At 65.7% G+C, this 25,035-nt stretch carries 20 protein-coding genes and 1 pseudogene; 8 read left to right on the top strand and 13 right to left on the bottom strand.

All coding sequences use genetic code 11. From position 1 onward, the window contains the following. Positions 1-106 precede the first annotated feature (106 nt). Both OZN99_RS01080 and OZN99_RS01075 read right to left on the bottom strand, forming a co-directional pair. Positions 107-751 (bottom strand): response regulator, encoded by a 645-nt coding sequence (locus OZN99_RS01080; RefSeq protein ID WP_270933309.1) that lies wholly within the window; start codon positions 749-751, stop codon positions 107-109. 98 nt (positions 752-849) lie between these two features. Next, positions 850-1,512, bottom strand: a complete 663-nt coding sequence (locus tag OZN99_RS01075; RefSeq protein WP_270933308.1) for a sensor histidine kinase — start codon at positions 1,510-1,512, stop codon at positions 850-852. Between the two features lie 469 nt (positions 1,513-1,981). Between OZN99_RS01075 and OZN99_RS01070 the strand changes: the two genes are divergently transcribed. Further along, complete coding sequence (locus OZN99_RS01070; RefSeq protein WP_270933307.1) at positions 1,982-3,034, top strand: helix-turn-helix domain-containing protein; 1,053 nt, start codon at positions 1,982-1,984, stop codon at positions 3,032-3,034. 123 nt (positions 3,035-3,157) lie between these two features. Here OZN99_RS01070 and OZN99_RS01065 read toward each other — a convergent pair whose 3' ends face one another. The 3 genes from OZN99_RS01065 to OZN99_RS01055 form a co-directional block, all read right to left on the bottom strand. Next, positions 3,158-4,870, bottom strand: coding sequence for a recombinase family protein (locus OZN99_RS01065; protein ID WP_270933306.1), 1,713 nt, complete (start codon positions 4,868-4,870; stop codon positions 3,158-3,160). A 142-nt stretch (positions 4,871-5,012) separates the two neighbouring features. Next, positions 5,013-5,141, bottom strand: coding sequence for a hypothetical protein (locus OZN99_RS01060; RefSeq protein ID WP_270933305.1), 129 nt, complete (start codon positions 5,139-5,141; stop codon positions 5,013-5,015). A 216-nt stretch (positions 5,142-5,357) separates the two neighbouring features. After that, the gene (locus tag OZN99_RS01055) at positions 5,358-5,594 is read right to left on the bottom strand and encodes a helix-turn-helix domain-containing protein (protein WP_270933304.1); all 237 of its coding nucleotides are present in this window, start codon (positions 5,592-5,594) and stop codon (positions 5,358-5,360) included. 131 nt (positions 5,595-5,725) lie between these two features. On the opposite strand from OZN99_RS01055, the gene OZN99_RS01050 reads away from it, so the two are divergent. After that, the gene (locus tag OZN99_RS01050; protein WP_270933303.1) at positions 5,726-6,832 is read left to right on the top strand and encodes a hypothetical protein; all 1,107 of its coding nucleotides are present in this window, start codon (positions 5,726-5,728) and stop codon (positions 6,830-6,832) included. On the opposite strand, the gene OZN99_RS01045 is transcribed toward OZN99_RS01050, so the two are convergent. The 8 genes from OZN99_RS01045 to OZN99_RS01005 form a co-directional block, all read right to left on the bottom strand. Further along, positions 6,805-7,674: a coiled-coil domain-containing protein gene (locus OZN99_RS01045; RefSeq protein WP_270933302.1), complete on the bottom strand. Its 870-nt coding sequence runs from the start codon at positions 7,672-7,674 to the stop codon at positions 6,805-6,807. The genes OZN99_RS01050 and OZN99_RS01045 overlap by 28 nt on opposite strands. Positions 7,675-7,940: 266 nt before the next feature. Next, on the bottom strand, positions 7,941-8,561 hold the full coding sequence (locus tag OZN99_RS01040) for a hypothetical protein (RefSeq protein ID WP_270933301.1): 621 nt from the start codon (positions 8,559-8,561) through the stop codon (positions 7,941-7,943). A gap of 25 nt (positions 8,562-8,586) precedes the next feature. Beyond that, positions 8,587-9,066 carry a hypothetical protein gene (locus OZN99_RS01035; protein WP_270933300.1) on the bottom strand — a complete coding sequence of 160 codons (480 nt, stop codon included), beginning with the start codon at positions 9,064-9,066 and terminating at the stop codon, positions 8,587-8,589. A 695-nt stretch (positions 9,067-9,761) separates the two neighbouring features. After that, on the bottom strand, positions 9,762-10,049 hold the full coding sequence (locus OZN99_RS01025) for a hypothetical protein (protein ID WP_270933298.1): 288 nt from the start codon (positions 10,047-10,049) through the stop codon (positions 9,762-9,764). Positions 10,050-10,053: 4 nt separating this feature from the next. After that, on the bottom strand, positions 10,054-12,090 hold the full coding sequence (locus OZN99_RS01020) for an AAA family ATPase (protein WP_270933297.1): 2,037 nt from the start codon (positions 12,088-12,090) through the stop codon (positions 10,054-10,056). A gap of 7 nt (positions 12,091-12,097) precedes the next feature. Continuing rightward, positions 12,098-12,451, bottom strand: coding sequence for a DUF6634 family protein (locus OZN99_RS01015; RefSeq protein WP_270933296.1), 354 nt, complete (start codon positions 12,449-12,451; stop codon positions 12,098-12,100). A gap of 304 nt (positions 12,452-12,755) precedes the next feature. Next, positions 12,756-13,712, bottom strand: a complete 957-nt coding sequence (locus OZN99_RS01010; RefSeq protein WP_270933295.1) for a DNA cytosine methyltransferase — start codon at positions 13,710-13,712, stop codon at positions 12,756-12,758. A gap of 46 nt (positions 13,713-13,758) precedes the next feature. Beyond that, on the bottom strand, positions 13,759-14,181 hold the full coding sequence (locus OZN99_RS01005; protein WP_270933294.1) for a very short patch repair endonuclease: 423 nt from the start codon (positions 14,179-14,181) through the stop codon (positions 13,759-13,761). A gap of 204 nt (positions 14,182-14,385) precedes the next feature. Between OZN99_RS01005 and OZN99_RS33470 the strand changes: the two are divergent. The 6 genes and pseudogenes from OZN99_RS33470 to OZN99_RS00980 form a co-directional block, all read left to right on the top strand. After that, positions 14,386-14,700 (top strand): annotated as a pseudogene (locus OZN99_RS33470) (ankyrin repeat domain-containing protein); the annotation flags it as partial. A gap of 357 nt (positions 14,701-15,057) precedes the next feature. Next, entirely contained in the window at positions 15,058-17,556 is a 2,499-nt protein-coding gene (locus tag OZN99_RS01000; protein ID WP_270933293.1) for a sigma-70 family RNA polymerase sigma factor, read from the top strand. Positions 17,557-17,606: 50 nt separating this feature from the next. Next, entirely contained in the window at positions 17,607-19,067 is a 1,461-nt protein-coding gene (locus OZN99_RS00995) for an ATP-binding protein (RefSeq protein ID WP_270933292.1), read from the top strand. 6 nt (positions 19,068-19,073) lie between these two features. Further along, on the top strand, positions 19,074-21,932 hold the full coding sequence (locus OZN99_RS00990; RefSeq protein WP_270933291.1) for a Z1 domain-containing protein: 2,859 nt from the start codon (positions 19,074-19,076) through the stop codon (positions 21,930-21,932). After that, a complete protein-coding gene (locus tag OZN99_RS00985) occupies positions 21,916-22,935 on the top strand; it encodes a PD-(D/E)XK motif protein (protein WP_270933290.1) in 1,020 nt (339 codons plus the stop codon). Before OZN99_RS00990 ends, OZN99_RS00985 begins: the two co-directional genes overlap by 17 nt. Continuing rightward, positions 22,932-24,701: an AIPR family protein gene (locus tag OZN99_RS00980; RefSeq protein WP_270933289.1), complete on the top strand. Its 1,770-nt coding sequence runs from the start codon at positions 22,932-22,934 to the stop codon at positions 24,699-24,701. Before OZN99_RS00985 ends, OZN99_RS00980 begins: the two co-directional genes overlap by 4 nt. Positions 24,702-25,035 lie beyond the last annotated feature (334 nt).

Genomic DNA, 25,035 nt, shown 5'->3' with positions numbered 1-25,035 from the left:
CGCCGCGCCGCACTCGCGGAGACGCGCGCCGCGCCAGTGTGGGTGCGCCAGGGGCGGTGGCCCTATCGGGCAAACTCCCCGGGGTCGCACAGGGAACGCCCTATCGTCAGGGGGGCGTGATCCCGTTGCGCATCGCGTAGCGAACGATGTCCGCCAGCGAACGCGCCTCGAGCTTGCGCATGATTGCGCCGCGATGCGCTTCCGCCGTCTTGAGGCTGATGGAGAGGCGGGTCGCGACTTCCTTGTTGCTGCACCCTTCGGCGAGGAGCTGCATCACCTCGCGCTCGCGCGACGTCAGTTGCCGCTCGGCCCGCGGTGCGTTGGCGGCGGCCGCGCGCAAGAAGCCCTCGACGATCGTCGCCGATACCTTCGCGTTGAAGTAGGTCTTGCCAGACGCCAGCGCCTCGACGGCGGCGACGATGTGCAGGCCGGCATCCGACTTCAGCAGGTAGCCCTTGGCGCCGGCCGCCAGCGCCTCGCGCACCAGAGCCTCGGATTCGTGCATGGTAAAGGCCAGCACCTCGGTGCGCGGGCTTGCCTTACGGATCTGGCGCGTGGCGTCTAGCCCGTTCAGGTCCGGCATGGCGACATCCAGCACGGCCACGTCGGGCTTCAGCTCCGCAGCCATCGCCACGGCCTCGCGGCCGGTCGCGGCCTCCCCGCAGATCGCCCAGCCGGCGGGGCGTTCGAGGAGGTGGCGCAGCCCTTGGCGCACCACCTCGTGGTCATCGGCCAGCAGGATGCGCACCATCGCCTTGCGGTACTCGCGACCGCCCTTCATCGCCGCAGACGCTATCGCCGGCGCCGGTGGGGCGACATTCGGAATCACCCCGGTCGCAGGCGGGGACATTACCAGCGCGGGGATCGCGGGATCCCCGCGAGCGGCATCTCCGCTACCACATGTGTCCCGCTGCTGCCGGAGCGTATGCGCAGCCGCCCGCCGAGCTGGCGCATGCGGGCCTGCATGCCGGGGATGCCGACGCCGGTCGCGGCCTTGTCCTGCTGGCGCGCGGCGAAGCCGGTTCCGTTGTCGGCGATGCGCAGCTCCACGCCCCCCCTGGGCAGCGCGCGGAAGCGGAGCGTAAGCCGGGTCGCCCGGCCGTGGCGGTGGGCATTGACGAAGGCTTCCTGCGCAACGCGAATCAGCGCCACGCCCATCTCGGTCGGCACGGCGCGCGCCGCGTCCCGGTCGAGCGCGATATGGCAGGCGAGCCCCCGTCGCCGGGCGAAGCCCTCAGCAAGGGTTTCAAGCGCGGTGGCGAAGCCGCATTCGTCGAGTAGCGGCGGATGCAGCGTGTAGGAGAGCGTGCGCAGATCCTCGAGCGACCGAGTCAGCAGCGTCCGGGCGCGAACGATCGCACAGTCGCCGCGCGTAGGGGAGCGCCCGCCCGTGACGTCGTCCAGCTCAACGACGGCGGCGGCGATGTCCTGCACGGTAGTGTCGTGCAGCTCCCGCGCGATGCGACGGCGCTCCGCGTCCTGCCAGACCAGCACACGAATTGCGGCGGCCATGTGCGGAGTCGTCGCCGGCGTCGAGCGCCGGTGCTGGCGACAGCGCAGCCCAGCGGCGGCTGCCGAGCAGGGCGGCTGCTTTGCATTATCGGGAAGGGGCAGGCGCAACAGGGGCTTCGCGTCTGTCCTAACTTGGCAGGCGTGAATCTTCGGGTTCGAAGCCCCCATGCGTCCCTCCGTAGAATTGCTAGGACGAGGATGACGTTGCGCATGGCTGGCGATCCACAACGAAGTCTCGCGGCGGGACGGTGCGTTGGCTGCGTGCGACGGATGGCGCTCAGGTGCGAGAAGTGGTGCCAACTTCTTGAGACAATTGGACGTCGCAGCCGTCCGTGCAGTGCTCGCGGAGGGCCGCCGACGGTCAGGCTGACAATAATGTGAAGGTCTCCTTTTCTGTTGCGGGAACCGATCGCATCGGATGGTGTGCAGGCGCAATCCGGGGAAAACCCCGCAGTCCGGGATAGGGAAGATGGGCGCGGCGACAGGCCTGCAAGCCTCCGATCTCCTGCCGATGATCGAGGTCTCGACGGAGGCGCTGCCGCCGGAGCAGCAGTTCGAGGCGTTCTGCGACACCCAGGGTGGCATCGTGGACCGCGTGCCGGGCCCATTGGCGCGCGCCGGCTTCGCGACCCGGCAGCGCACATGGCACATCGGCCGGATCGCCGTGCAGCACGGCCGCGCTCCGGGCCTTGAATGGGTCCGCACGCCGCAACGGCTGCGGCGGGATGCGCTGGACCACTGGCTGTTGCTGGTGCACCCCCACACGGTGACGCGCGCGCGCCTCGGGGATGCATCCGTCGTCATCCCCGCCGGCGTCCCCTTCATCGTCGCGATGCATGAGCCGGTCGAGTTCGTGCGGCCAGGCGGCGATTGGGTGTCCATGTTCCTGCCGCGAGATGCCTTTCCCGACATTGCAGGGGTCTTGGACGCGGCACGCGGCAGGCCGATGCTCGGCACCTCGGCGCGCCTCCTCGGCGCCACCGCCGCGATGCTTACTACGGAGCTGGAGACGATGCCGCGATCCGAGGCGCTGGCGCTCGCAGCTGCCTGCCGCGGCCTGATCGCCGCCGCCGCTGCCATGGCCGCCGGAACCACGCCGCTGCTCGCCAGCGGGACGTCCGTGCTGCGGCTGGCGCAGCTCAGGCGCGTCATCGAGGAGAACCTAGGTTCTGCCCGTCTCGACGCGGAATGGCTCTGCCGCACGCAGGCCATCTCGCGCGCAACGCTCTACAGACTGTTCGAGCCTTTCGGCGGCGTCGCGGCATATATCCTCGAGGCCAGGATGCGGAAGGCGCATCGGTCGCTGGCCGCGCGGGACGATATCCGCTCAATTGCGGAGATCGCCATCAGCGTCGGCTTCTTCGACGCCGGCGCCTTCGCCCGCGCGTTCCGCCGCCGATTCGGCTGTACTCCGCGCGAATTCAGGGTAGACGCGTTGACGGCGCTCATTTGCGCGCCGGAACCGATGCGGGGTGCGACTGCGGCGCCGCCGTCACTCACACGCCTGCTGGTGCAGCTGTAGCGTCTCCGCACCCGCTCCGCCGAGGCGGCGTGATGCACCTCCCTTCGCCGATCGTGCAGTGCTGACGCCGACGTCGCGAGGTCGGGTGTTAGCGCAAGTTTTATGCTTTCACCGCCCGTGGGCTCAAGCTACACGAATGACTGTCGGGGTCGCCTCAGAGAACGGTTGGCGTGGGTTCCCTTTCCTACGCCACTCCGCATGAAACTGAGAACCTGAGTCGGCAGTCGACTGAGGGCGGTGACGCGCCACGGCGCCAGCCAGAGCTGCGGTGGGGCCGGATACCTTGATCTCCGTGTCACCGACGACGACCTGCCGGACGAACAGCCTGACGTAGGCCCGCCTGAACTCCGGTGTGCCCGTCCGGAGCGCCTCGCGGATGGCCATTCCGAGCCGCTCGATCTTGGCCGGTGTGATATTCTGAGGCTTCGCCTGAAGCCCTTCTGTTTCGAGAAGTGCGATCTCCTCCTCCGCCCGGCGTCGGCGCGCCTCTGTGTTGCGGAGCTCCTCCGCCAGCTGCGGATCATCGGGTTCGACGGCCCCCGCGGCGACGAGCTTCATGAGGCGGGCCTTGGTGCCGACCGCCCCTGTCGCGTCCTTGCGGGCCCGCGCCAAGCGCTCGCGCCGAGCGACGTCCCCCTCTGCGCTCCGGGCAAGGTAGGCCTCGAGGATCCTGCTCAGGCGCTCTGGCTTGAGAACAGCGTCGGCCAGGACGTCGACGACAGCTTGGTCAAGGCCGTCCATGGGGAGGGAGCGCCCCGGACAGACGGCCTTCCCGGAATGCGCCGCTGAGGCGCAGGTATAGTACCGGTAGCGGCCCGACTTGCCGGTACGCAGGGTCATGCCTCCGCCACAGGTCGCGCATGTTGCCAGCCCGGTCAGAAGGACTGGGCTGCTCGTGATGCGAGGCGGGGTCTTTTTCGGGGCGCGAGAAGCGAGGACCTCCTGCACCCGGTCGAAGTCCTCCTTCGACACGGTAGGTGGCACTGAGACTGCCACCCACTCTTCCCGGGGACGCAGAACTCCTGTGCGCGCGCAGATCCGATTGTACCAGAGCGTTCCAGCATAGACCTCGGACGTCAAAATTCTATATACATTCGAGGTCGTGAAGCGCTTACCACGAAACTTCAGGCCTTCGCCGTGGAGACGCTCCACGATCCGCTTTAGGCCTAGTGGCTCCCCTTCACGACCGAGGCACATGGCATAGGCGCGCCTCACGATGCTCGCTTCATCTTCGTCGATATCGAGAATTTTCTTGACCCGCGCGCCCTTCTTGCCGACCGCATTGGCGTGGAACCCGAACGGAGCGATCGATCCGTTGAAATAGCCTTGCCGCGCATTCTCCAGCATGGTTCGGTGCGTATGCTTCGAGTTTTCGTGCGATTGGAATTCGTCGAAAACGGCGATGATCTTGCGCGTCAGTTCACCCGTTGTGCCCTGACCGACATTCTGCGTGATCGAGATCATTCGCGCACCCACCTTGGCCAACTGCCTGTGGGCAAGCTCGTTCGCTACGCTATCGCGGGCGATCCGGCTGTATGAGTGCACAGCGACGACTTCGTATGGGCGGGGCAGCGCTGTCGCAGTATCGATGAGCTTGGTGAACTCCGGCCGGTTGTAGTCGGTCGCCGTCGCGGCTTCGGTGTAGATCGCGACGACCTTCCAGCCCTTTGCCTCGCAGTACTCCGTCATGCGAGCGATCTGGTCCGGCACAGACAGTTCCCCCGCTGCTTGGCGCCCTGTGGACACCCGCACGTACAGGGCGACACGAACGGTACCGTCTGGGCCTTTGCCGATGACCACGTCTGAGGCGAGGGGGAGCTTTGATGTCTTCCGCATCTGATCCTGTGTCCATCAACCGTCACGAAGACTGGGCCTGAAAAGATCGAGCCAGCCGAGCACCAGTACGCCGACTGGTCACTCTCGGATTTCGCACCGCGAGGCGCCCGCCGACCGCGCGTCCGAGTGTCACGACGCTACGTCATCCGGCATCGTCGACGATCTCTGCGATCTCGCGGGCGAGACAGTGCATCAGGAGGGAGACCTCGTCCGGCAGTGGCTCATCGCCGAGCAACCCAGCCAGATCTCCCTCGAGCGTCGCGTTGAACACCTTGGACGGCCGCTGACCTCGATCGCCGCAGGCACGCGTCGTAGTCTGGCGTCGATCCGGCGGCAGGCGGGTTTTCGAAACACGTCGAGCAGGCATGGCCCACTCGGAGATGCCGCTCGACAAACGGCTCGCCACAATAGTCGGCCGTTGGTCCAAGTTGCCGCCAAGCCGGCCCATCGCAAGGGCAGGTGTGGCACGCGCCCAATACTTGAGAGGCTAGGTGGTGGGCGCCCTGAGGCAGACACACGCCGCGCCTGAGGCGGAGACGAAGGTGATCCCTTCCTTCTGCAGTGTGTCGACGAGCGCCTGCAGCATCATGCGCGATATGCGGCCGCCGTCCCGCTCGGCTTCGGCGACGGTTGCGCGAGCCATCACGGCCCTCTCGGCCAGTTCGCGCTGTGACCAGCCTAGCAACGCCCTGGCAGCACGCAGCTGACACGGTGTGACTTCCATGTGCACATCGTAGTGCTTCGGCGTGCCTGGGCAACCCAGGGCCGAGCATCAGCGTGGAGTTTCCGACGCCTGTCTCACCATCAGCCATGGATGTCGCCCACGCCGGGTGACGTGGAGGAGAGCTGGAGACCATGGCTATACAGCATGCATGCCCGGAAGGGCGCGATCGCGGTGGCGCAACCGCTGGAACGCTTCAAACCGCCACAGCCGGGAACCGCTGGAACGCGACAGTAGACGAACGGTGCGCGGCGGGGCTGACCGAGACCGATCACACTGCGAAGCCAACGCGAACCTGGCTCACGCAGCAGGAGTACCTCTGCCGCTACCACGCGCTGCGCGACAGGGCAGCAGAAGTCGGAGTTGGCCACGACGACCACCTCGGGTTCGCAGAATGGGTCGTTGTGGAGCGCGCCAGGATGCGGCCCGCCTATTGGCGGAAAGTGCGCCAGGCGGCGCTTGCTGGCCTGGACCTGTCGGGTGCGGCGTCGGCGCGACAGGCAGAGCGCATGATACGAGATGCCCCGCCGCCGCCTTCCTTGTCGACGCCACGGCGAGCACCGCGAGCCAAAGGGATCAAGCAGAATGATCTCGCCAAACTGCTGCGGAAGCTCAGCGAACAGGCGAAGACCTCCCGCATCGCACGTGTCCTGATCTGTTGGTTGATCGCCGGGCACGCTACCGGGCTCCGGCCGGTGGAATGGCGGGACGCCGAGTTGCTTCAATCGCCGAGCGGCGATCCACTCCTCAAGGTGCGCAACGCAAAGGCAACCAATGGCCGCGCGCATGGTGCCACGAGGACCCTCAATCTTGGTCACCTGCTGCCGCAGCAACTGGATGCGGCTTCGGAGTTGCTCAAGGCCATCCAGATCGAGGGCGTCACAGGCTTTCGCCGCTTGCACGCGTCCTGTTCCGACCTCCTCTACAAGGTCAATCGGCTGATATGGCCCCGGCGCAAAGCCATCATCGGTCTCTACAGCGCGCGGCATCAGTACGCGGCCAACGCGAAGTGCGCTCGGTCTGCCGCGGAGGTCGCCGCGTTGATGGGCCATGCCAGCAGTCGCACCGCCTACGTCCACTACGCCCGCAGGTCGCGTGCAGAACTGACGTTCGGGCCCGATGGTGAGCCATGCCTTCCAGTGCCTGCACCGGAAGAGGTCTGCCGGGTACGGGTCAGCAGGCGCTCGCCCCCGATGCAGCCGCCTCGGATGGCTCAGCACGATTGTGGTGATGGCGGCTGATCCAGCGGACGGCCGTCACCCATGGTCCTGGCGGTGCGGGTACCCGAATGGGGAGCGGCGCCGCCACCCTTTCTGGCCCGCCGTAGCGGTCCTGCTTGGGTCTTGCTCGTGGCAGCGCTTGGGTGACCCTGCCTGGATCCAATGCTGATGAGCGCTTCCTGCAGCACCCTGATCTGCTCATGTGCTGCTGCCACCTGGTCGGTACGCGCGGAAAGTTCGCCTCGGAGCCGTTCATGCTCGCGCAACTCCTGAAGGACGGCGTGGTCCCGCGAAACGCCCGCCGCCCGGCAGGCATCGAGTTCGGCTTGAAGCGCATCTTCCCGTGACCCGCGCAAGGCCAGCTCGGCGCCAAGCCGCTCGCACCGGGCCAGAGCTTCGTTGCGCTCATGCTGGGCCTGCCGGAGCTCCTGCTCCAGTTCCAATGTCCTGGCCTTCGCGCTTTCGGCGTCGTCACGTGCCGTCTGTGCGTCTGCCTGGCTCCGCTGCACGAGGATAGCCTGTTCGGCTTCAGCTTCCCGACGTCCGGAAAGCCGAGCGTCGGCCAGCGCACGGCCCGTTTCGTCATGCCGCTCCTGCAGTAGATCCTGCAGCTTGAGCGTCAGCTCCCCGAGTGCGGTCATCACGACGTCAAGCAGGCTTGCGGCCGCCCGGTCCGCCCCGGAGGCCTCATGCGCCCTCAGTCGTTCCCCAGCCATTTGGAGAGCAATCGCCCTTTGCGCCTCCCGCGCCAATTCGTTTGCGATGCGACGGTTGACCCCGAGCCGTGCCACGAGAGCGTCCGGTCCGAAGCTGGATCCGGGACCTTTCGCCAGGTTCACCGCCGTTTCCAGGTCGGTAGTCATGCTGCTTTCCTCGTCAGGTTCGCGATTGGTGTCGTGCGTACCGATGGGCGCGGGACAACTCGCGCCCATCCGGGAAGCTTGCCGTGGGGCGGCCGAACGCAAGCAGTCGGCGGGGCGGTCCGGCTGCAAGGGCGGACCGTCGCGGCCAGACCTCAGGGGCTCGGACGAAGCCTGCCGGCTGGCGCCCCAGGCAGGCTGGGTCAGTGCTATGCCCTGCCGCCAAGGGGGCGGTTGGCTGCCCGCCACCGCTGCGTCGTGGTCAGCGGCTAGCTGTGGTCAGCGGCCTCTACCTGCTGCGCCCACCTCAGACCGGCGCAACCTTTCTGCCGTGGGACGACAGCCTCGTGCTCGGCGTACCATGACCTCAGCGACTTCAGGCCGCATCCGCGACGAGCGATGGCCTCGGTCTCCGCACACTTGTAGATGTCGGACCAGCGTGCGGTCATCTGCGTCGGATCGCCCTCGCCGGAGACGAAAGCGCAGATGCGGCGCACGATCGGAGATGCGCTCTCGTCGCTGGAATTCAGCCATCTCGAACCGGCGGAACCATCGCAGCCAAGAGCGAGGCCGTAGTTGCGGCGGCTGATCACGCACCCAGCCTCCTGCAGCTGGAGGTATAGCTCTCTCGGACTGGCGACGCCCATGCGACGAAGAACTGCGTGGGGCCAACGCTCGAGCCAGCGCAGCAGGATGGCTTGCGATGGCCCAAGCAGTGACGGAGGACCGTCGCTTGTGTCGTTCTGCACGGCAGCCCAGCCGCCACCGTCAAGACCCAGGAGCCACGCGGCTTCCAGTGTGCTGTGGAGCCGTTCCTTCACAGGGCGATCAAGCCCGAGTGCCGGCACAACATCCGTCGTCAGCAGGGGCCGGTCGACAGGCAAAGCCATCTGCACTTCTCCTTTCCGCGACATGTCAGGAGGTCTGCAGCTGGTTCCACGCGTGCCGGAGTTCGGCACAGCGTGGTGTCGGACGCCGCGTCACGTCGGTCCTGCGAAGGTCGAAGACAAGCAGCGGGTCGTCCGGTTCTGCATTGAGCGCGAAAGGCAACACCCAGACGGCAGCCACGCCGTGGCGCAAGTGGTCGGCGATCGTGTTGCCCGGTGTCGCACCGCACTCAAGGCAGACCGCCGGCACCCCATTTTCTTGCGGCATGATCGCGAGGTCCGGTCGGCGCCCGTAGCTCATGGTAGCCTCGATGACGAGGCGTTCCTCTGCGCGCAAGGCGGCCAAGCCGAGGAGCAGGGCGGTGAGCTTCAACCTCGCGTGCTGCGGACCTTCCGCGACGTCCGTTGAGCCAGCCATTGCAAGCAGGGTCCGCACACGCTGATCCGGCAGAACAGGCAACTGCCAAGCCAAGGCGGTGCCGCCGAACTCGACGAGGCCGGCATCCAACTGCCGGGCAAGCCGGGTTGCGCGTGCGTGTCCCCGCTTTCCCTGGGAAGCTGTGCCATGGAGCAGGACCGACAGGTCGCGTTCTCGCCAGCCTCCAGCGCTTGCGCCCTTATCCGAGAGAAGGGCGTCAGTTGGGACAATCGCCGATCCGCCCGCTCCGCGGCCGTTAGTTGTGTTACTAGCAATCTCAGCCATGCACTGGGCTCCTGAGGCTCCGTGTCTGGTCAGGCCGGGTTCGCGGGTACCAGCCGCTAACCCGGCCGCTTCAACCTTGAGACATTGTCGCAAGGTAGTAACAGAGGTGGTGGTTTCCCCTGACCGTGTCAAGGGAAAATGATAACGGTGTTACTATGCTTTCAGCCGCTCAATGCCGGATGGCACGTGCAGCCCTCGGTCTCGGAGTCCGGGAGTTGGCAACGCTTGCCAAGGTATCGCCGAATACCATCGCGCGCCTCGAGCGCGGCGATCGCCTCTACGCGCGGACGACCGAGGCCGTCCGCGGTGTACTTGAGGAGGCTGGCCTGATCTTCCTGCCGGGTGACGATACCGTCGGACCAGGCGTCCGATTGAGGGCGTCGGAAGTCTCCACCACCGATCGCGGTAGCGGTCCGGAGTGACAGTCATGAAGCCGAGCGGCCGGCAAGCTGACGGCTGAGCCGCACGTCAGCGCCGGGTGGTCCCCGACGTCGGCCGGATCAACGAAGTGCAGCCAGCCACCCGACGACCCTCGCGAATGGGTGGGGCACGACCGCCAGCTTTCCGGCGGGCAGCATCAGAAGTGTGCCGTCGTCCAGCGCCGAGGCGGCGGCTACCGCATGGGCGGCGATCGCAAGCTGCCGTCCCTCGGCATCGCGCAAGACGAGGTAACGCCCGATTCGCATCCCGTCCTGCAGTTCCTGCCCGTCCTCGGCTGGGCAGGAATAGGTTTCCGGTCGCTCCGTATCGAGGTCGCGAGCGTCTCCGATGGAGGCATCATTGCTCATGAGTTCAGGCCTGTCTCGCAGCTGAGACCGTTTCCCGCACTTCATCCGCGGTCAGACAATCGGCAACCATCAATCGCTTCGCCACCTGCTCGACGGAACTGGCCTCGTCCCGCATGAGGCAGAGGGCGCGCTCGTAGCCTTCGTGCAGCATGGCCTCGACCTGCCGGGCGATCCCAGGATGCTGCAGCAGGAGCCGCGGGACATCATCGACATCCGGCAGGCCACGCCAGACGGGGGCATGACTGCCGCTACCGTCCAGCCCAAAAGCGGAAACGGCGACCGTCGCAAGCCAGGTCGCCATCGCGATATCGCTGCTTGGCGATCCACCGGCGCCCGCGCTGACCTCTCCCTGCAGTTGCCATTCGGCGGCCCGTCCGGCGAGCCGCTCGGCAATCGCGTTCAGGATTGCATGCCGCGTGATGGGTGTCCCCGGACCAGAACCGCAGAGATCCGGTGCTGTAGCGACGACGCCCAGCACGCCCGTATCTCCTGCCGTTCGTCCGACTGACACAGACCTCAATGCTTCTGGGCGGAGATGCAGGATTGCGACGGCGTGACCGGCCTCATGGACGGCGATCCGCCAGCGCATGTCTTCAGACAAGATGACCTTTGCATCCGACAGTTCGGAGAGAAGGTCGTTCATGCATGGAGCCCGGGCCTCATGCCTGGCGCGCTGTCGCATGCCCCGCACCGCTCGCTCCACATCCGCACCGGTCATCCCGACGCGCGATCGCACAATCATCTGCAGATCAGCGTCAGGCAGCTCCTGACCAAGATGGTGGCGGAAGATCTTCTGGAGTTCCTCGGCAGAGGGGAGGTCGATGCGGATCATCCGGTCAAGGCGTCCCGCTCTGATGAGGGCAGGGTCGAGCGCCTCGGGACGGTTGGTGGCGCCGACGAACACGACGCCGTCCCTAGCTTCGAGTCCATCCAACAGCTCAAGCATCGAATTGAGCACTTGCGTGCTGTAGTCACGATTGCGGCTATCGAACCTGCTGCGGTCCCCGAGGCTGTCGATCTCGTCCACAAAGAGGATGCACGGAGCCGCTGCACGCGCCTCGTCGAACGTGCGGCGCATTGCCTTGAGCATGTCGCCCAGGTGCCCAGTTCCTGACGCCTGCCACTTGGCCACGCTGCCCTGGATCAGCGGCACCGAGCAGGACGCAGCAAGCGCGCGGCCGAACGTGGTCTTGCCGGTTCCGGGCGGGCCTACGATAAGCGCTCCCTTGTCTACGTCACGCCACGGCAGCCGGCCGCTGCGGTAAAGCGCAAGGTCGGTGCGCAGACGGAGGCCCCATTCCACAACTGCCTGCATGCCGTGAAGGTCTTCAAGGCGAAGCTGACCGACGGCGGCTTGATGCCGGCGGGAGACAAAAACCATCGCTCTCCGCAGGTGCGCGTCCGGGTCACGATCCGGCCGGTGGGTGAGGAGCAGGTCGGCCGGCAAGATGTTCACGGAGTTCGCGTTGGTTGGCGTCCAGGAAGGCGCACGGCCGTAGTGCAGTCCCAAGGCCTCTGCGAGATCCGCCCCGTCCGGCCACTCAATCGCTGCGGTTGCATTCGCCAATTGGAGCAACTCCGGCAGCAGCTCACGATCAGGCGCGCACGCCAGTGCGTGGACTTGCCTGCCTTCCGCGAGCGCCGAAGCAATCCGCCTGACAAGATCCTCTCGATCGCGACCTCCCGGCAGCGTCGTCGTGCCGCGGATCATCAGCGCGTCCGCCGGCATGGCGGCATCTGGTTCATCGATTGATGCCTCGCATGCTACGCTGCGCCACTCTGCCGACCATGCATCCACGACGGCCTGAGCCCAACGCTCATCTGGTGCGCGGATTACGATGACCGTTGATCCGGCGCGGGAGAGCGTACGAAGGGTGGGATTGGCGTGCAGGGCACGGCGGACCATCACATGCGCGGTTGCGCGAACAGGGCACAGCTCCGGGGCTGTTCTCTGCGTGGTGCTCGGTGCGGAGTTCTCGGCGTCGCAGTTGGCGTCGAGCGCCCCGTTGTCGACCGAACTCTCTTGCTGATTGTGCCACATCGCTGCGTCACCTCGCTGCAGCCTGGGAGGTGATATCTGTCGGGCATGCCGGATCGCCGAGCCGGTAGAGCCTCGACATCGTGCGGGCCCAACCTGCCGTCGGCGCGATGACCCAGAGGTCACTTGTGATGATGCGGGGCCCGCTTGCTGTCGGGTGTCCGCTGACGACACCGGTCAGGCACGCCGAAGGGCGTGACGTGATGGACCATCCGTCAAGCTGCGGCGCACTGCGGAGGTGGCCAGGATCTGGCGGCAGGCCGCCAGCAATGCGTCTGAGATCGTGGAGGAGCCCAGCCAGCCGCTGGATCTCGCCCGCAACGGCACCTTCGATGATGCCGTTCGGACCGATGATGATCGTCATCGTGTGCAGTTTCCGCTCGAGGTTTCCGGGAGCCGTCATCGACGGCAGGCCGCGGTCGCCCGAGCGAGCAGGGAAATCTCCCAGAGTGGCTCAGGCTTGCGCGGCAGCCCGGGCTATTCGAGCGGAGAAGGAGGACAGCATGGTCCCAACTGCAGGCAACTGTGTGCCGCAGAGCTGGGTGGGCGCGCACCGGGTCGAGCGCTCATGTGTCATAAGAGAACATGATAGGAACTTGATGGCTCGGCGTCAACATCCCTCCCGCCGCAAACGTGAGTACCTAGTGGAGCAACCGGAACAGGCTGGTTCAGCCGGCGGAGGCGAGGCTCTTCACGATCGCTTCCATGACGGGGGGGGCAACGCCATTGCCCAACACCTTGATCCGGTCGCGTCGGCTGCGAACGGCAGTGAGCGAGTAATCGCCGTCGAAGCCCATCGCACGTGACAGCTCAGAAGGCTGGAGCATCCTGATCATGGGCTCCTTCCCCTGCCACGTCACCAATGCGAAGCGGTCCAGGGTCGTGATTGTTCGAAGGGGTCGGTCAAGCGGCTGCCACCCCCCCGATCCATCGCTGCCATAGTAAACGATGAGGAAATCCTCATACATCCCAAGCTCGGTCATCCCCCGCTCGGCCCGCTCGATCGTCGCGGCTGCCCTGCCTGGGGTGTAGAGCGGCTTGGTCGGCCAAAGGCCGGGTCTGTCCAGGATCCCCGCAGCCGCAGGTGCGCGCCCCTTGCGTTGGGGGATCGGCGGAGGTTCCGCCTTTCGATCTCCCACGATGAACAGGCGGCGTCGCGATTGGCGGACCCCGAACTTTGACGCGTCGAGCACTTCGACGCGGAGGCAGTAACCGAGGCGCTTCAGTTCTTCCAGAAGACCTGGGTAGCCATCCCAACTCTTCATCTGCACCACATTCTCCAGGACGATCCAGCGAGGTTCGAGTGCGGCAGCGAAGGTGAGCACGTAGCGTGCTGTTGCGCGGCTCTCCTCGTCCCGTGGACGGCTTCCCCGGGCACAGGTGTGATTGGTGCATTCGGGGGAGGCCAGAAGCAGGTCAATGCCGCCGAGATCACCGACCTCGCCGACCGTCGTGCGATCGGTCATTCGCAGCTGGACAGTGCGCGCCTCAGGAAAGTTCGAGCGGTATGCCGTGATCGCGACGTCCCAGGCATCGACCCCACAGACGATCTGTGCGCCGGCACGCCTCGCCCCGTAGCTGCTCCCACCGCCGCCGCAGAACAGGTCAAGTGTTCGAATCGTCATCGAACCTGGTCCTACCAGGCTTCCGAGGCGTCGACCAGCAGGCTGTCTATAGTTGGCCGGCGGCCTGACCGTCCGACGCACGTTCAACAAGGAGAAGCACCCGCGACAGGCATTTCGCTGGATCCCGCTTCACCTGATGCTCCCACAGGCGGATCACTGCCCAGCCCAGCCGTCGCAGACGTCGGATGTTCCGCCTATCCCGCTGGCGGTTGGCTTCGATCTTGGCCTCCCATGCTGGCGAGAGCTTGTCCCGCCATTCCGGGAAGCGCCAGCCGTGCCAGAAGTCCCCATCCACCAGGATGGCGACCTGTCGGTCACGCAGCACGAAATCGGGCCTGCCCGGCAGGTCCCGGGCATGGCTCTCGAAGGTCAGGCCGGCGTCTTGGAGCAGCCCTGCGACGATCCTTTCGGGTCCCGTATCCCGCCCCCGGATCTTCGCCATGACGGCGCTGCGCTTCTCGGGGGACATGATGTCGCCGCGGTGCCGGCGTGTGCTGCTGGAATCGAGCCGTTGCCCTTGTCCGGGCGGTGTGTCGCTTCGTCTGGTGATGGACTGCTTTCGCGGCACGCTCTGCCCCTCGCTGCGGGCTTGAACTTCTGGCCGCCAGGGCCGAATCTGTTCTACATCAGAATGGACCAGGGGGCGGCCCGGCGACTTGCCGGCCCGTAGGAAGTGTTATCAGGTAACGTGGACCATGCGCGCGGGGAAGGCTGCTTGAGCACGTCGCCTAGCCTCGGGACGCTGTTCCGGCTGACCTTGGCCTCGGGTGTTGCGGCCGCCGTGGAACTCCATCTCAGACGCGGCGCGCCGATTGACGGTCGCGACGCCCAGGGACGTACGCCCCTCATGCTGGCGGCGATGCGTGGTCACCTGGATGTCTGTCGGGTGTTGCTGCAGGCCGGTGCCAACCCAGCCCTGCGTGACTTGAGTGGTGACGACGCGATCTCGCTTGCGCGGGTGAAGGGTCATTCGCCCGTCCTGGCCCTCCTAGCGGCACACTCGGCGCCAAGCCTGCCGGCCTCGGCTGAGCCGCCTGCAGCTATACACGACGATGGTGAAGCAGCCTCACTGCTGGGTGCCGTCTCACTGCAGAAGCAGGCTGCAGAGCAGCCTGAGGCTCCTGCTGCGTCTGGCGTGGCGCCCCCACCAGCAACGTCCAACGCCTCTTGCGCCACCGACGGGCAGGCTGAGGCTCGTGACGTCTCCGTGGTTCCGGACGGCGCTGATGCATCAGACGGCTGGGTCGTCGAGGATGACCGGAGTGCGGCTCGGACAGGCTCTGGGCCTGATGACGGGGAGGCACCAAGGTCGGCGATTGAGGTTCCTGCTGCAGAGGAAGCCGAATTGGCTGACCCGCTCGTAACGGGCGAACAGGGCAGCCATCATGGCGTGCAGTCCGGAAAGGCCGCCCCTGGTCTGCTAAACTCCTATCAACTGCCGTTCGCATCTGCCGATGTGTTCACCTCCGTGGGTGTGACAGCTCTTCAGGGCGGTGGTGACGTCCCCACTATGCCGGCCGACGTCCTACTGCACGAAGGCAACGCGCCGCAGACTGGAGACCGCCCATCCGGCTGGGCGCAATCCCACGAAACCACCATCGACACGTGCGGCATCGACACACAAGCCGCGGCTCAGGATGTCTGCTGGGTTCCGGAGGATGGTGGGGCGTCGACGGAGTGGGGCTGTCAGCAGGATCCTGGGCCGCCTGTAGTGAGCCCAGGGCCCAGCGACGGGCCCCTGCCGAGACCGTCGAATGACGCGCCCCTTGAAGATGGACCCGAACGCCCGAGCGCCGAGCCGGCTCATCCGTTCGTCGAAGACGAACAGGCCTGCCATCCGGCCACGCTGGCCAGCCGGACCACCACTGACTGGTCGGACCTTACTCAGGAGGCGCTGTCACCTGTCGGCCTCTCGATGATGCGTGGAGCGGCAGCCACGCTGCGACAGGCTCACAATGGTTCATCGGAAGCTACCGGGATGTCGAACGCAGTCGACATCCTGGCGAAAAGCATAATCCCGGACGAAGCTGTCGAAGCAGCATGGGAGCCCGAACCTGAGCCGGACCTGACGCCTTCCGGGGCGGATATCGCCGCTGCGGCAGCACAGCGCGAGACGGCAGTCAGCCGGCATGCAGCTGCTTTGCCGGATGCCGACTGGGCTGACACACACATCGACCTGCCTGACACGGCACCGGACTGGACGGACGCGTTCAGGGAAGGATCTGACGGCTTTCGCGCAGTCACCCACCTGGTCTCGGCTGGTCTCCGCGAGGGCTGCATCCTTGTCGAGGAACTCGATGCCCTGCGTGAAAGCCTGGTCGACGGCGAACGGGGGCACCGCCTTGTCGCGGCGCTCGAGATCCTGCTGGAGGACCTCGGGATCCTCGTGGAAGACGAGCATGCCATCGACTGGACGCGCATGGCCGTTGTCGAGGGCGATGACCTGCGGACGACAGGGACCGGATACGAGGTCGCAGCAGCAGCCGAACGGCTGACCGAGATCTGGGGCGCGTCGCCCGATGCTGAGCGTCTTCTGCTCGAAGCCGCGGCACGCGCGCCGGTTCTGTCCAAGGCGGCGGAGACGCGCCTCTTCCACGAGATCGCTGCATCGCTGACTTTCCTGCAGCGAGCTGCTTCCTCCAACCCTCTGGTGGCATCGCTTCTTGAGAAATGGGCGGATCAGCTCAATGCTCGTTCCGTGCTTCCGCGGGAGATATCGGAGGCCGACTGGGGCGCAGACGACCAGGACGGCGCGGACGCATCGGATCCTGATCAGGACACCCAAGCGGAACCGGGAGAGAAGGCCTTCGCCGATTTTCCTGGCGATGCAGGCAACCCGGCAGCAGACGCCCTGGCTGCGCATCTTCGTGCGACCGCGAGGACACTCCTTCAGCGAGGCGCGGCGCAGGAACTTCTGGCTGCTGCTCGACTGACGCCTCGCCGTATCCTGGAGCTGACCGAGGCATGTCTGGGTCGGAACGGCATGTGTGGCCGTGAGGGCCTGCGCGCCAGCATCCGGCGCCCGGATGACATTGGCCACGAACTTGCCGTTCTGCGGCGGCCAGCCTTCAGGGTACAGCAGCCGGCTGGACCGGCAGGCCTGAGCGATGTCTTCCAGCGCTACGTCGACGCGCGACAGGCGATCGTCGAGGCCAATCTGAAGCGCGTGGTCTGGTTGGCTCGCCGCTATGCCCGTGCCGCCGTGCCCTTCCTCGACCTAGTCCAGGAGGGCCAGATCGGACTGCTGCGGGCGATAGACCGCTTTGATCCAAATCGCGGCTTCCGCTTCGGGACCTACGCGACATGGTGGATCCGGCAGTCGATCAGCCGCTACGTGCAGGACCAGGGGCGCACGGTTCGCGTGCCGGTGCATATGCTGGAGCGGATCGCCAAGGCGAAGCGTGTTTCAGAAGCCCTGCGCGTCAAGAGCGGGCTGGAGCCGACACCACGGGAGCTGGCGGACGCGCTTGAGACAGACGTTCTGTCCGTCGAACGCGCCCTGGCGGCGGATCTGGAAGGTATCTGGTTGGACGATACGGGGACGCGGCCTGACGAGGAGGCCGCAGTCCCAGCCCCCCTCGTAGATGAAGCAACGCCTTTGACTGCCCTGCTGCACCATGACCTGCGGCGGCTTCTCGCCGCCAGCCTCCGCAATCTGGACGCCCGACAGGCCCGCATCATCGATCTTCGGTTCGGTCTGACGGACGGCAATCCGCTGACCCTGGAGGAGGTGGGGCAGGTCTACCGCGTGACCCGCGAGCGGATCCGGCAGATCGAGGCCAAAACGCTTAAGCGCCTGCCGCGCCTTCTGCCGAACCGTCAATTCGAGAACCTGGTACCATGACCGGCAATCGCCCACCCCGCCGGATCCTGGCGCCGCCAAAGGCGACAGCGATGATCGAGGCCCTCCGTGGCCTCGGCTACTCGACGTCCTCGGCCCTGGCAGACATCATCGACAACAGCATTGCCGCAGCAGCATCGAAGGTCGACATCGAGTTCGTCTGGGCTGGCTCGTCTTCGTATGTGACCATCGTGGACGATGGCCGCGGAATGAGCGCGGCGGACCTCGAGCGGTCCATGCGTCTCGGCGACCGCAATCCGCTCGACCCACGCGCCCCTGGTGATCTCGGACGCTTCGGCCTCGGCCTGAAGACGGCCTCCTTCTCACAGTGCCGGCGGCTGACGGTCGCGAGCCGACAGGCAGGGTCAGTGTCCTGCCTCCGCTGGGACCTGGACGAGATTGCTGCGACCGGTGGTCACGAATGGGAACTCCTCGAGGGACCAGCACCGGGATCGGAACAGCTGCTCGCAGTGCTGCCGCCGGAAGGGACGGGGACCCTTGTGGCATGGGAGGTTATGGACCGGATCCTGACTTCCGGCTTCCGCGAGCAGGACATGCTCGATCTGATCGATCGGGTTGAGCGCCATCTCGCGATGGTCTTCCACCGCTACATCGAGGGTTCACGCCCGCGCTTCAGGATCACGCTGAACGGCCGTCGTGTGGAGCCATGGGATCCCTTCCTCAAGGATCATCGGGACACATGGTCTTCTCCGGAGGAGCGGATCCAGAGTTCGGCCGGTGCGATCGTCGTCCAGGCCCATGTGCTGCCGCACAAGGATCGCCTTGACCCCCGTGCCTACGCTGCCGGAGGGGGGCCTGATGGCTGGACCGCGCAGCAGGGCTTCTACGTCTATCGTCAGGAGCGCCTGCTCCTCGGTGGCACATGGCTCGGACTGGGCCGGGGGCGTGCCTGGACCAAGGAGGAGGCTCACCGCCTCGCCCGGATCCGGGTCGAGATCGGCTCCGGCGCAGACGAAGCCTGGAAGATCGATGTCCGCAAGTCGACGGCCCGTCCACCGGTAGAGGTCCGGCCCCGGCTCACGGCACTCGCGGAGGACACGCGCGAACGTGCGCGCAGGGTCTTTGCATGGCGCGGGCGGGTGATTGCCAGACGGACGGGGCAGCCGGTCGTCCAGGCCTGGACCGCCCAGCATACGGCAGACGGCGTGCGCTATCGGATCGACGAGACGCACCCTGCAGTGGCTGCCGTGCTCCACCAGGCAGGCGATCTGACGCCGCTTGTCCGGGCAATGCTTCGCGTGGTCGAGGAGACGGTCCCCGTGCAGAGGATCTGGCTCGACACGGCGGAAGCGAAGGAGACGCCGCGCACCGGCTTCACGGCGTCGCCACCTGCAGAGGTCCGTCAGGTTCTCGAAGTGATGTACCGGAATCTCGTGAGGCGACGCGGCCTCAGCCCTGCCGAAGCCCGTGAGCGGCTGCTCCTGTCGGAGCCGTTCGACGGCTACCCGGACCTCGTCGCTGCACTTCCTGACATGCCTGCCAATGAGGCCTGAGCGCGAATGAACGCAACGCCGGAAACGCACGCGCAGAAGGTGGTCAAGTTCGTGCAGGAACTCCTGCTGGAGGAGACTGACCGCAGCAGGATCGGGCCGGCGCTGATTGCCGACCAGATCGATCTCGTTCTCAGGATGAAGCCGTCATGGGGCGAAGGCCTTGACCGTGCAGCGGTCACCGAGGAACTCATCCGGCGCTTCTCCATGTGGATCGGCCGCGACGGAACGCTGAAGAACGATGCCGGACATGTCGCCTGGCTGGAGGCTGCGCGGAAGAAGGATTGGCGTCTCTGGCAGAGGTACCGAGAGTGGCTTGAGCGCGACCTCCCGCTTGATGCCATCGACGCTCTTGACCGATCGACCGACGGCATACTCGGGCTGCTCGAGGATCCCCGGCGTGAGGGTGACTGGGATCGCCGCGGCCTCGTGGTCGGCCATGTGCAGTCGGGGAAGACGGGCAACTATACCGGGCTCATCTGCAAGGCGGCAGATGCCGGCTACAAGATCATCATCGTCCTCGCGGGGCTTCACAACAACCTGCGTGCGCAGACGCAGATGCGCCTTGATGAGGGCTTCCTGGGATACGCGACAGCTCCCCTGGCAGGTGACACCGCGCCGATCGGCGTCGGTGAGATCGACGGGGATCCCGCGATCCGACCGAACTATGTGACCAACCGGACCAACAACGGCGACTTCTCGACTGCCATTGCGCGGAACCTCGGCATAAGCCCCGAGCAGCGGCCGTGGCTCTTCGTGGTCAAGAAGAACAAGACGGTCCTCACGCGCCTCCTTGCCTGGGTCAGGAACCATGTCGCCGACTCGAGGGATCAGGAGACAGGCCGTCGGCTTGTGACGAAGTTGCCGCTCCTGCTTCTGGACGACGAAGCGGACCATGCGTCGGTCGACACCGGCGAGCAGGTCTTCGATGAGCAGGGGAGGCCGGACGAGAACCACTCCCCGACGGAGATCAACAAGCTCATCCGGAGGCTGCTGCACTCGTTCACGCGGTCGGCCTACGTCGGATACACGGCGACGCCCTTCGCCAACATCTTCATCCACGAGCGAGGCGCCACTCGCGAGGAGGGGCTGGACCTGTTCCCGAGTGCGTTCATCGTGAATCTTGCGGCACCTTCGACCTACGTCGGCCCGGCGCGGATATTCGGCCTCCGCACCACGAACGGACGCGATGGCGGCCTTCCGCTGGTCAGGGTTGTCGCCGATCACCAGGACGCCGCTGTTGCCGGCGGGTGGATGCCACAGGGTCACAAGAGCACTCACAGCCCGCCCGCAGTCACTTCTGACGGGGTACCGGCTTCTCTCAGGACGGCGATCCTTTCGTTCCTGCTGGCATGTGCCGCGCGGACGGTCCGAGGCCAGGGCAATCGGCACTGCTCGATGCTGATCCACGTCACCAGGTTCAACGCCGTGCAGACCGAAGTGCATCGGCAGGTCGCTGACCTGATGCGCGGCATAACCCAGCGCCTTCAGCGTCGCATCGACAGCGCACGCCTGGTCGAGGACCTCCGGAAGCTCTGGGTGGAGGATTTCGTCCCGGCCACGGAAGCAGTGCGAGCGCGTGTCGACGATCCCTCGATCCGGCCGGTGAGCTGGGAGCAGATCGCAGACGTCCTGCCTGATGTCGCATCGGACATTGAGGTCCGGATGATCAACGGCACGGCGAAGGACGCGCTGGACTACGTCGACAATGCGGCCACGGGCCTCAAGGTCATCGCCATTGGCGGAGACAAGCTTGCGAGGGGGCTCACCCTCGAGGGCCTCTGCACGAGCTACTTCCTCCGAGCCTCGCGCATGTACGACACGCTGATGCAGATGGGGCGCTGGTTCGGCTACAGGCCCGGATATCTCGATCTCTGCCGCCTCTACACCACGTCCGATCTCATCGACTGGTTCGGGCATATCGCCGATGCGTCCGAGGAACTGAGGGAGGAGTTCGATCTCATGCAGGCCAGCGGCGGGACGCCGCGCGACTACGGCCTGAAGGTGCAGTCACATCCGGTGCTGATGGTCACATCGCGTCTAAAGATGAGGTCGGCGAAGACCCTCATGCTGTCCTTCAGCGGGCAGGTGGTCGAGACGGTAGCCTTCCATCGAGACCCTGGAGTGCTGCGAGGCAATCTGAAGGCGCTGCGTGCCCTGGTTGACGCCATCGGGGTGCCGGATGAGAGCCCGCGGATCGAGCGCATCCGACCATCGATGAAGCACGAATGGGAAGGTGCACTCTGGCGGGCTGTTCCGGCGGACCGGATCACTGCATTTCTCGCCGCGTACAAGACCCATCCGGATGCCTACAAGACGGATGCTCGCCTCCTTGGAGAATTCATCGAGTCGATGTCGAGGACGGGAGAGTTGACCTCATGGACGGTCGCTATTCTCGGCGGAGGTGATCGTCGTGTGATCGAGCTCGGCCAGGGCGTCGCGGTGAAGATGCCGCAGCGTAGCCAGCGCACGTTCACCGCGGACCGCTTCTCGATCGGGCGACTTCTGGCGCCACGTGACGAGGCGATCGATCTGGATCATGCCTCCTGGGCGGCTGCACTCGACCTGACCAGAGAGGCGTGGAAGGCGGATGCTGGACGCAACCAAACCAGCGAGCCTGATGCGCCTAACGGCATAGCTATCCGGCGCGTGCGCGGCTTCGGTGCTGATGGCGTTCCGCCGAGATCCAATTCCGGATTGCTTCTGCTCTACGTCCTTGATCCCGGCAGGACTGGTGTCGAGTTCCCGGCCGATGTGGAAGGGATCGTCGGCCTCGGCATCAGCTTTCCCGGGAGCCGGTCCGGCGTGAAGGTGGAGTACAAGGTCAACAACGTGCTCTGGGAGCAGGAATATGGCTCCTCGGAGTGATGGAGTTCGCCTCGCTGAAGCCTGGCGGGCTCTGGCCGGCGATGCAGGAAGCTCTGGCTGGCGGATCGTTCATCTGGTGCGGCTGGGCGAGGTAGCCGTTCTGGCCGGTCGGCAGAAGCCCGACGACCGTGAGGCGCTGCTGATTGGTTTCCACCAGGCCCGTCTGCCCGCTCCAAGCCAGTTGCCGGCCAGCCGCGGCTTTGCTGTCGAGGCGATCCGGCATCCCACTCTCCCGAACCTCCTGCTGCTGGCACTGACGCGGCAGCAGGGCGCGAGGTCAGACCTTTTCGAGGCCATGGCGCAGGACCTCATCGGCCTGCTTGCCGACGCGCTCCATGACGATGAGCAGGCAGTCGCGGATGCCGTTCTCGCTCGTATCCGCGCCTGGCAGGACTTCATGTCGTATCAGCGCGCCGGGATCCTGAGCGAGGACGAGGAGATCGGTTTGCACGGCGAGCTGGTCGTGCTCGAACAGCTGCTGGCAGCGCTTCCTGACAGCGCGGCGGTCGTTGACATGTGGCAGGGTCCCCTGCGCGGCCTGCACGACTTCATGCTTCCTGTCGGGGCGCTGGAGGCCAAGGCGACGACTTCGGCTATTGGCTTCAGGGCGACGATCGGCTCCCTGGAGCAGTTGGACCTCGCGATCAGGTCGCCAATATACCTCGCCGCTGTGCGGTTGGCCGGCTCCGATGCCGGATCGACACTGCCGCACCGTGTGGCCCAGCTCCGAGCGCGGCTGGCCGCGTGTAGTGGCCATGCCGGTCAGAGCTTCTCGGCTCGTCTGCTCCGCGCAGGCTACATCGACGCGTTCGCCGACCGATATACGCGGCGCCTGACCTTATCTGACCTGCGCTGGATCGAGGTGGGTAGCGATTTCCCGCTCCTGACCGCTGCGTCGGTGCCTCGCGGTGTGGTGTCAGCGCGGTACGTGATCGACCTCGACATGCGTGCACTTCCGACAACCTCGCTCACGACCATCCTGGAGGCGGCAGGCCTGAAATGACGGTTGAGGATTTCCTGAAGCAGCTCCAGACCGATATCCGCGAGCGCATGGCGGAGGGTGATGCCCCGCCATACAGCGAGATGGTCTTCGCCGAGCTTGTCATGGACCATATGGCGGAGATCGGCATGACGTCCGATCCGGTGGTCTGCCACTACGCTGCACGCGTGGATCGCGCCGAGCTCAGGCTGAGCGGCTACGCGGTCAGTCGGGACGACGAGCAGCTCGACTTGTTCGTCAGCCTCTACGATGGGATGGAGACTGTTGCACCCGTCCCGGACAGCGAGACCACGCAGGCGGCGGGCCGCTGTCTTGCCTTCCTTGCAAAGTGCGCTGAGGGGCGCCTCGCCAGCCGGATCGACGAGGCGAACGAGGCCCACGAGCTCGCGCAGATCATCGAGATGATCTTCCCGAAGCTGGACCACATCACCATCCACGTGCTGACCGATCGGGTCGCGAAGTCGAAAAGCTTCAAGAGCCGCGAGGTGAATGGGAAGACCGTGCGCCTGGAGGTCATGGACATCGAGCGACTGTATCGTCACCTTTCCGAGGGAAAGCCGCGGGACGAGATGGTGTTCGACTTCAAGTCCCTTTCGGGGGCTCCCCTCCCTTGTGTGCTGATACCCGGTCAGGAGACTGTCTACAGCGTTGCACTTGCCGCGCTGCCAGGCGAAGCGCTGCGGGTGACCTACGAGAAGTTCGGGGCGCGGCTGCTGGAGGCGAATGTCCGCTCCTTCCTGAGTTCTACGAACAAGGTGAACCGCGGCATACGTGACACGCTTCGGACAAGCCCCGAGCACTTCATGGCGTTCAACAACGGCGTGGTGATGATCGCCGACGAGGCCGGGTATGAGGCTACAGCTGATGGTGGACCTGGCATCGCGTGGCTGCGCGGCGTTCAGATCGTGAACGGTGGGCAGACCACCGCGTCGATCTACTTCACAAAGAAGAAGGCGGCAGACACCGATCTGCGCTCGGTGCGGGTTCCGGCGAAGATCATCATCCTCGGTGCTGGAGGGGAGGACGGCGAGGCCGCGCGGGAAGCGCTGGTGTCCAACGTCTCGCGCTTCGCGAACAGCCAGAGTGCGGTGAAGGTTTCCGACCTCTCCGCCAACCGGCCATTCCACCGCCAGCTCGAGCAGCTGTCGCAGTCGACCTTCTGCCCTGATGGGACGACGCGTTGGTTCTACGAGCGGGCGGCGGGCAGCTACAACGTCATGCTGGCGCGGAAGGGCGATACGGCGTCTCGCCTCAAGAAGCTGAAGGCAGAGTTCCCGCCGGCGAAGAAGTTCAACAAGACGGAGTTGGCCAAGTGCCTCATGACCTGGGCCGGGTTTCCGCAGGTCGCCAGTTTCGGCCTTCAGAAGAACTTCGAGAGGTTCAGCCAGCTGCTTGACGAGGAGGAGGGGGCGGCGCGGTGGCCGATCTCCAACGCTTCGGACTACAAGCGTATCGTCGCGCAGGTCATCGTCTTCCGTACGGTTCAGAAGCTGGTGCGGCCGCTGGTTACCGCCTTCCAGGCGAACGTGACCGTGTACACGGTGGCGCTGATGTCAGAGAGGCTACGGGCACACATCGATCTTGACAGGGTCTGGACGGAGCAGGCCATGACGCCACAGGCGGTCGCCGTGGCGACGACCTGGGCGAAGCAGGTGGACGAAGCGTTGCAGGCGTCGTCGGCAGGCCGCATGGTTTCGGAGTGGGCAAAGAAGCAAGATTGCTGGGAGTACGTCCGCTCTCTGAACCTGCCTGACCAGCCGACGGCGTGACGCTCCCGGAAGTGTCCATAAGGGAGGACCGACCGTTTGCCTTCTGATCAACAGCGTAGCCGTGAGCGGCGCTGGATCCTTCTCGGAGATGATGGTCGGTATGTGACGCTTGGCCGTCACTCGGACCCCTCCGAGACGGAGATTGTCGAGGCTGAGAGCAGCTTGCAGCGGCTCGGCGTCGGAGGATGGCTCGCGATCATGGAAGGCAACCCTTATGAAGGACCGCCTCCGTCGGTCATGATGGTGCGCCCCTTGGCGAACCCCTCATGCGCCTTTGCCGATGCAGCAGAGATCTTGCGTAATAAACTACAAGCTCAGAAGCCGGATCTGACAT

This window comes from Falsiroseomonas oryzae, from assembly GCF_027856955.1.
Taxonomy (GTDB): domain Bacteria; phylum Pseudomonadota; class Alphaproteobacteria; order Acetobacterales; family Acetobacteraceae; genus Falsiroseomonas; species Falsiroseomonas oryzae.
Note: the sequence above shows the minus strand (reverse complement) of the source record. Positions and strands in the feature narration are given on the sequence as shown.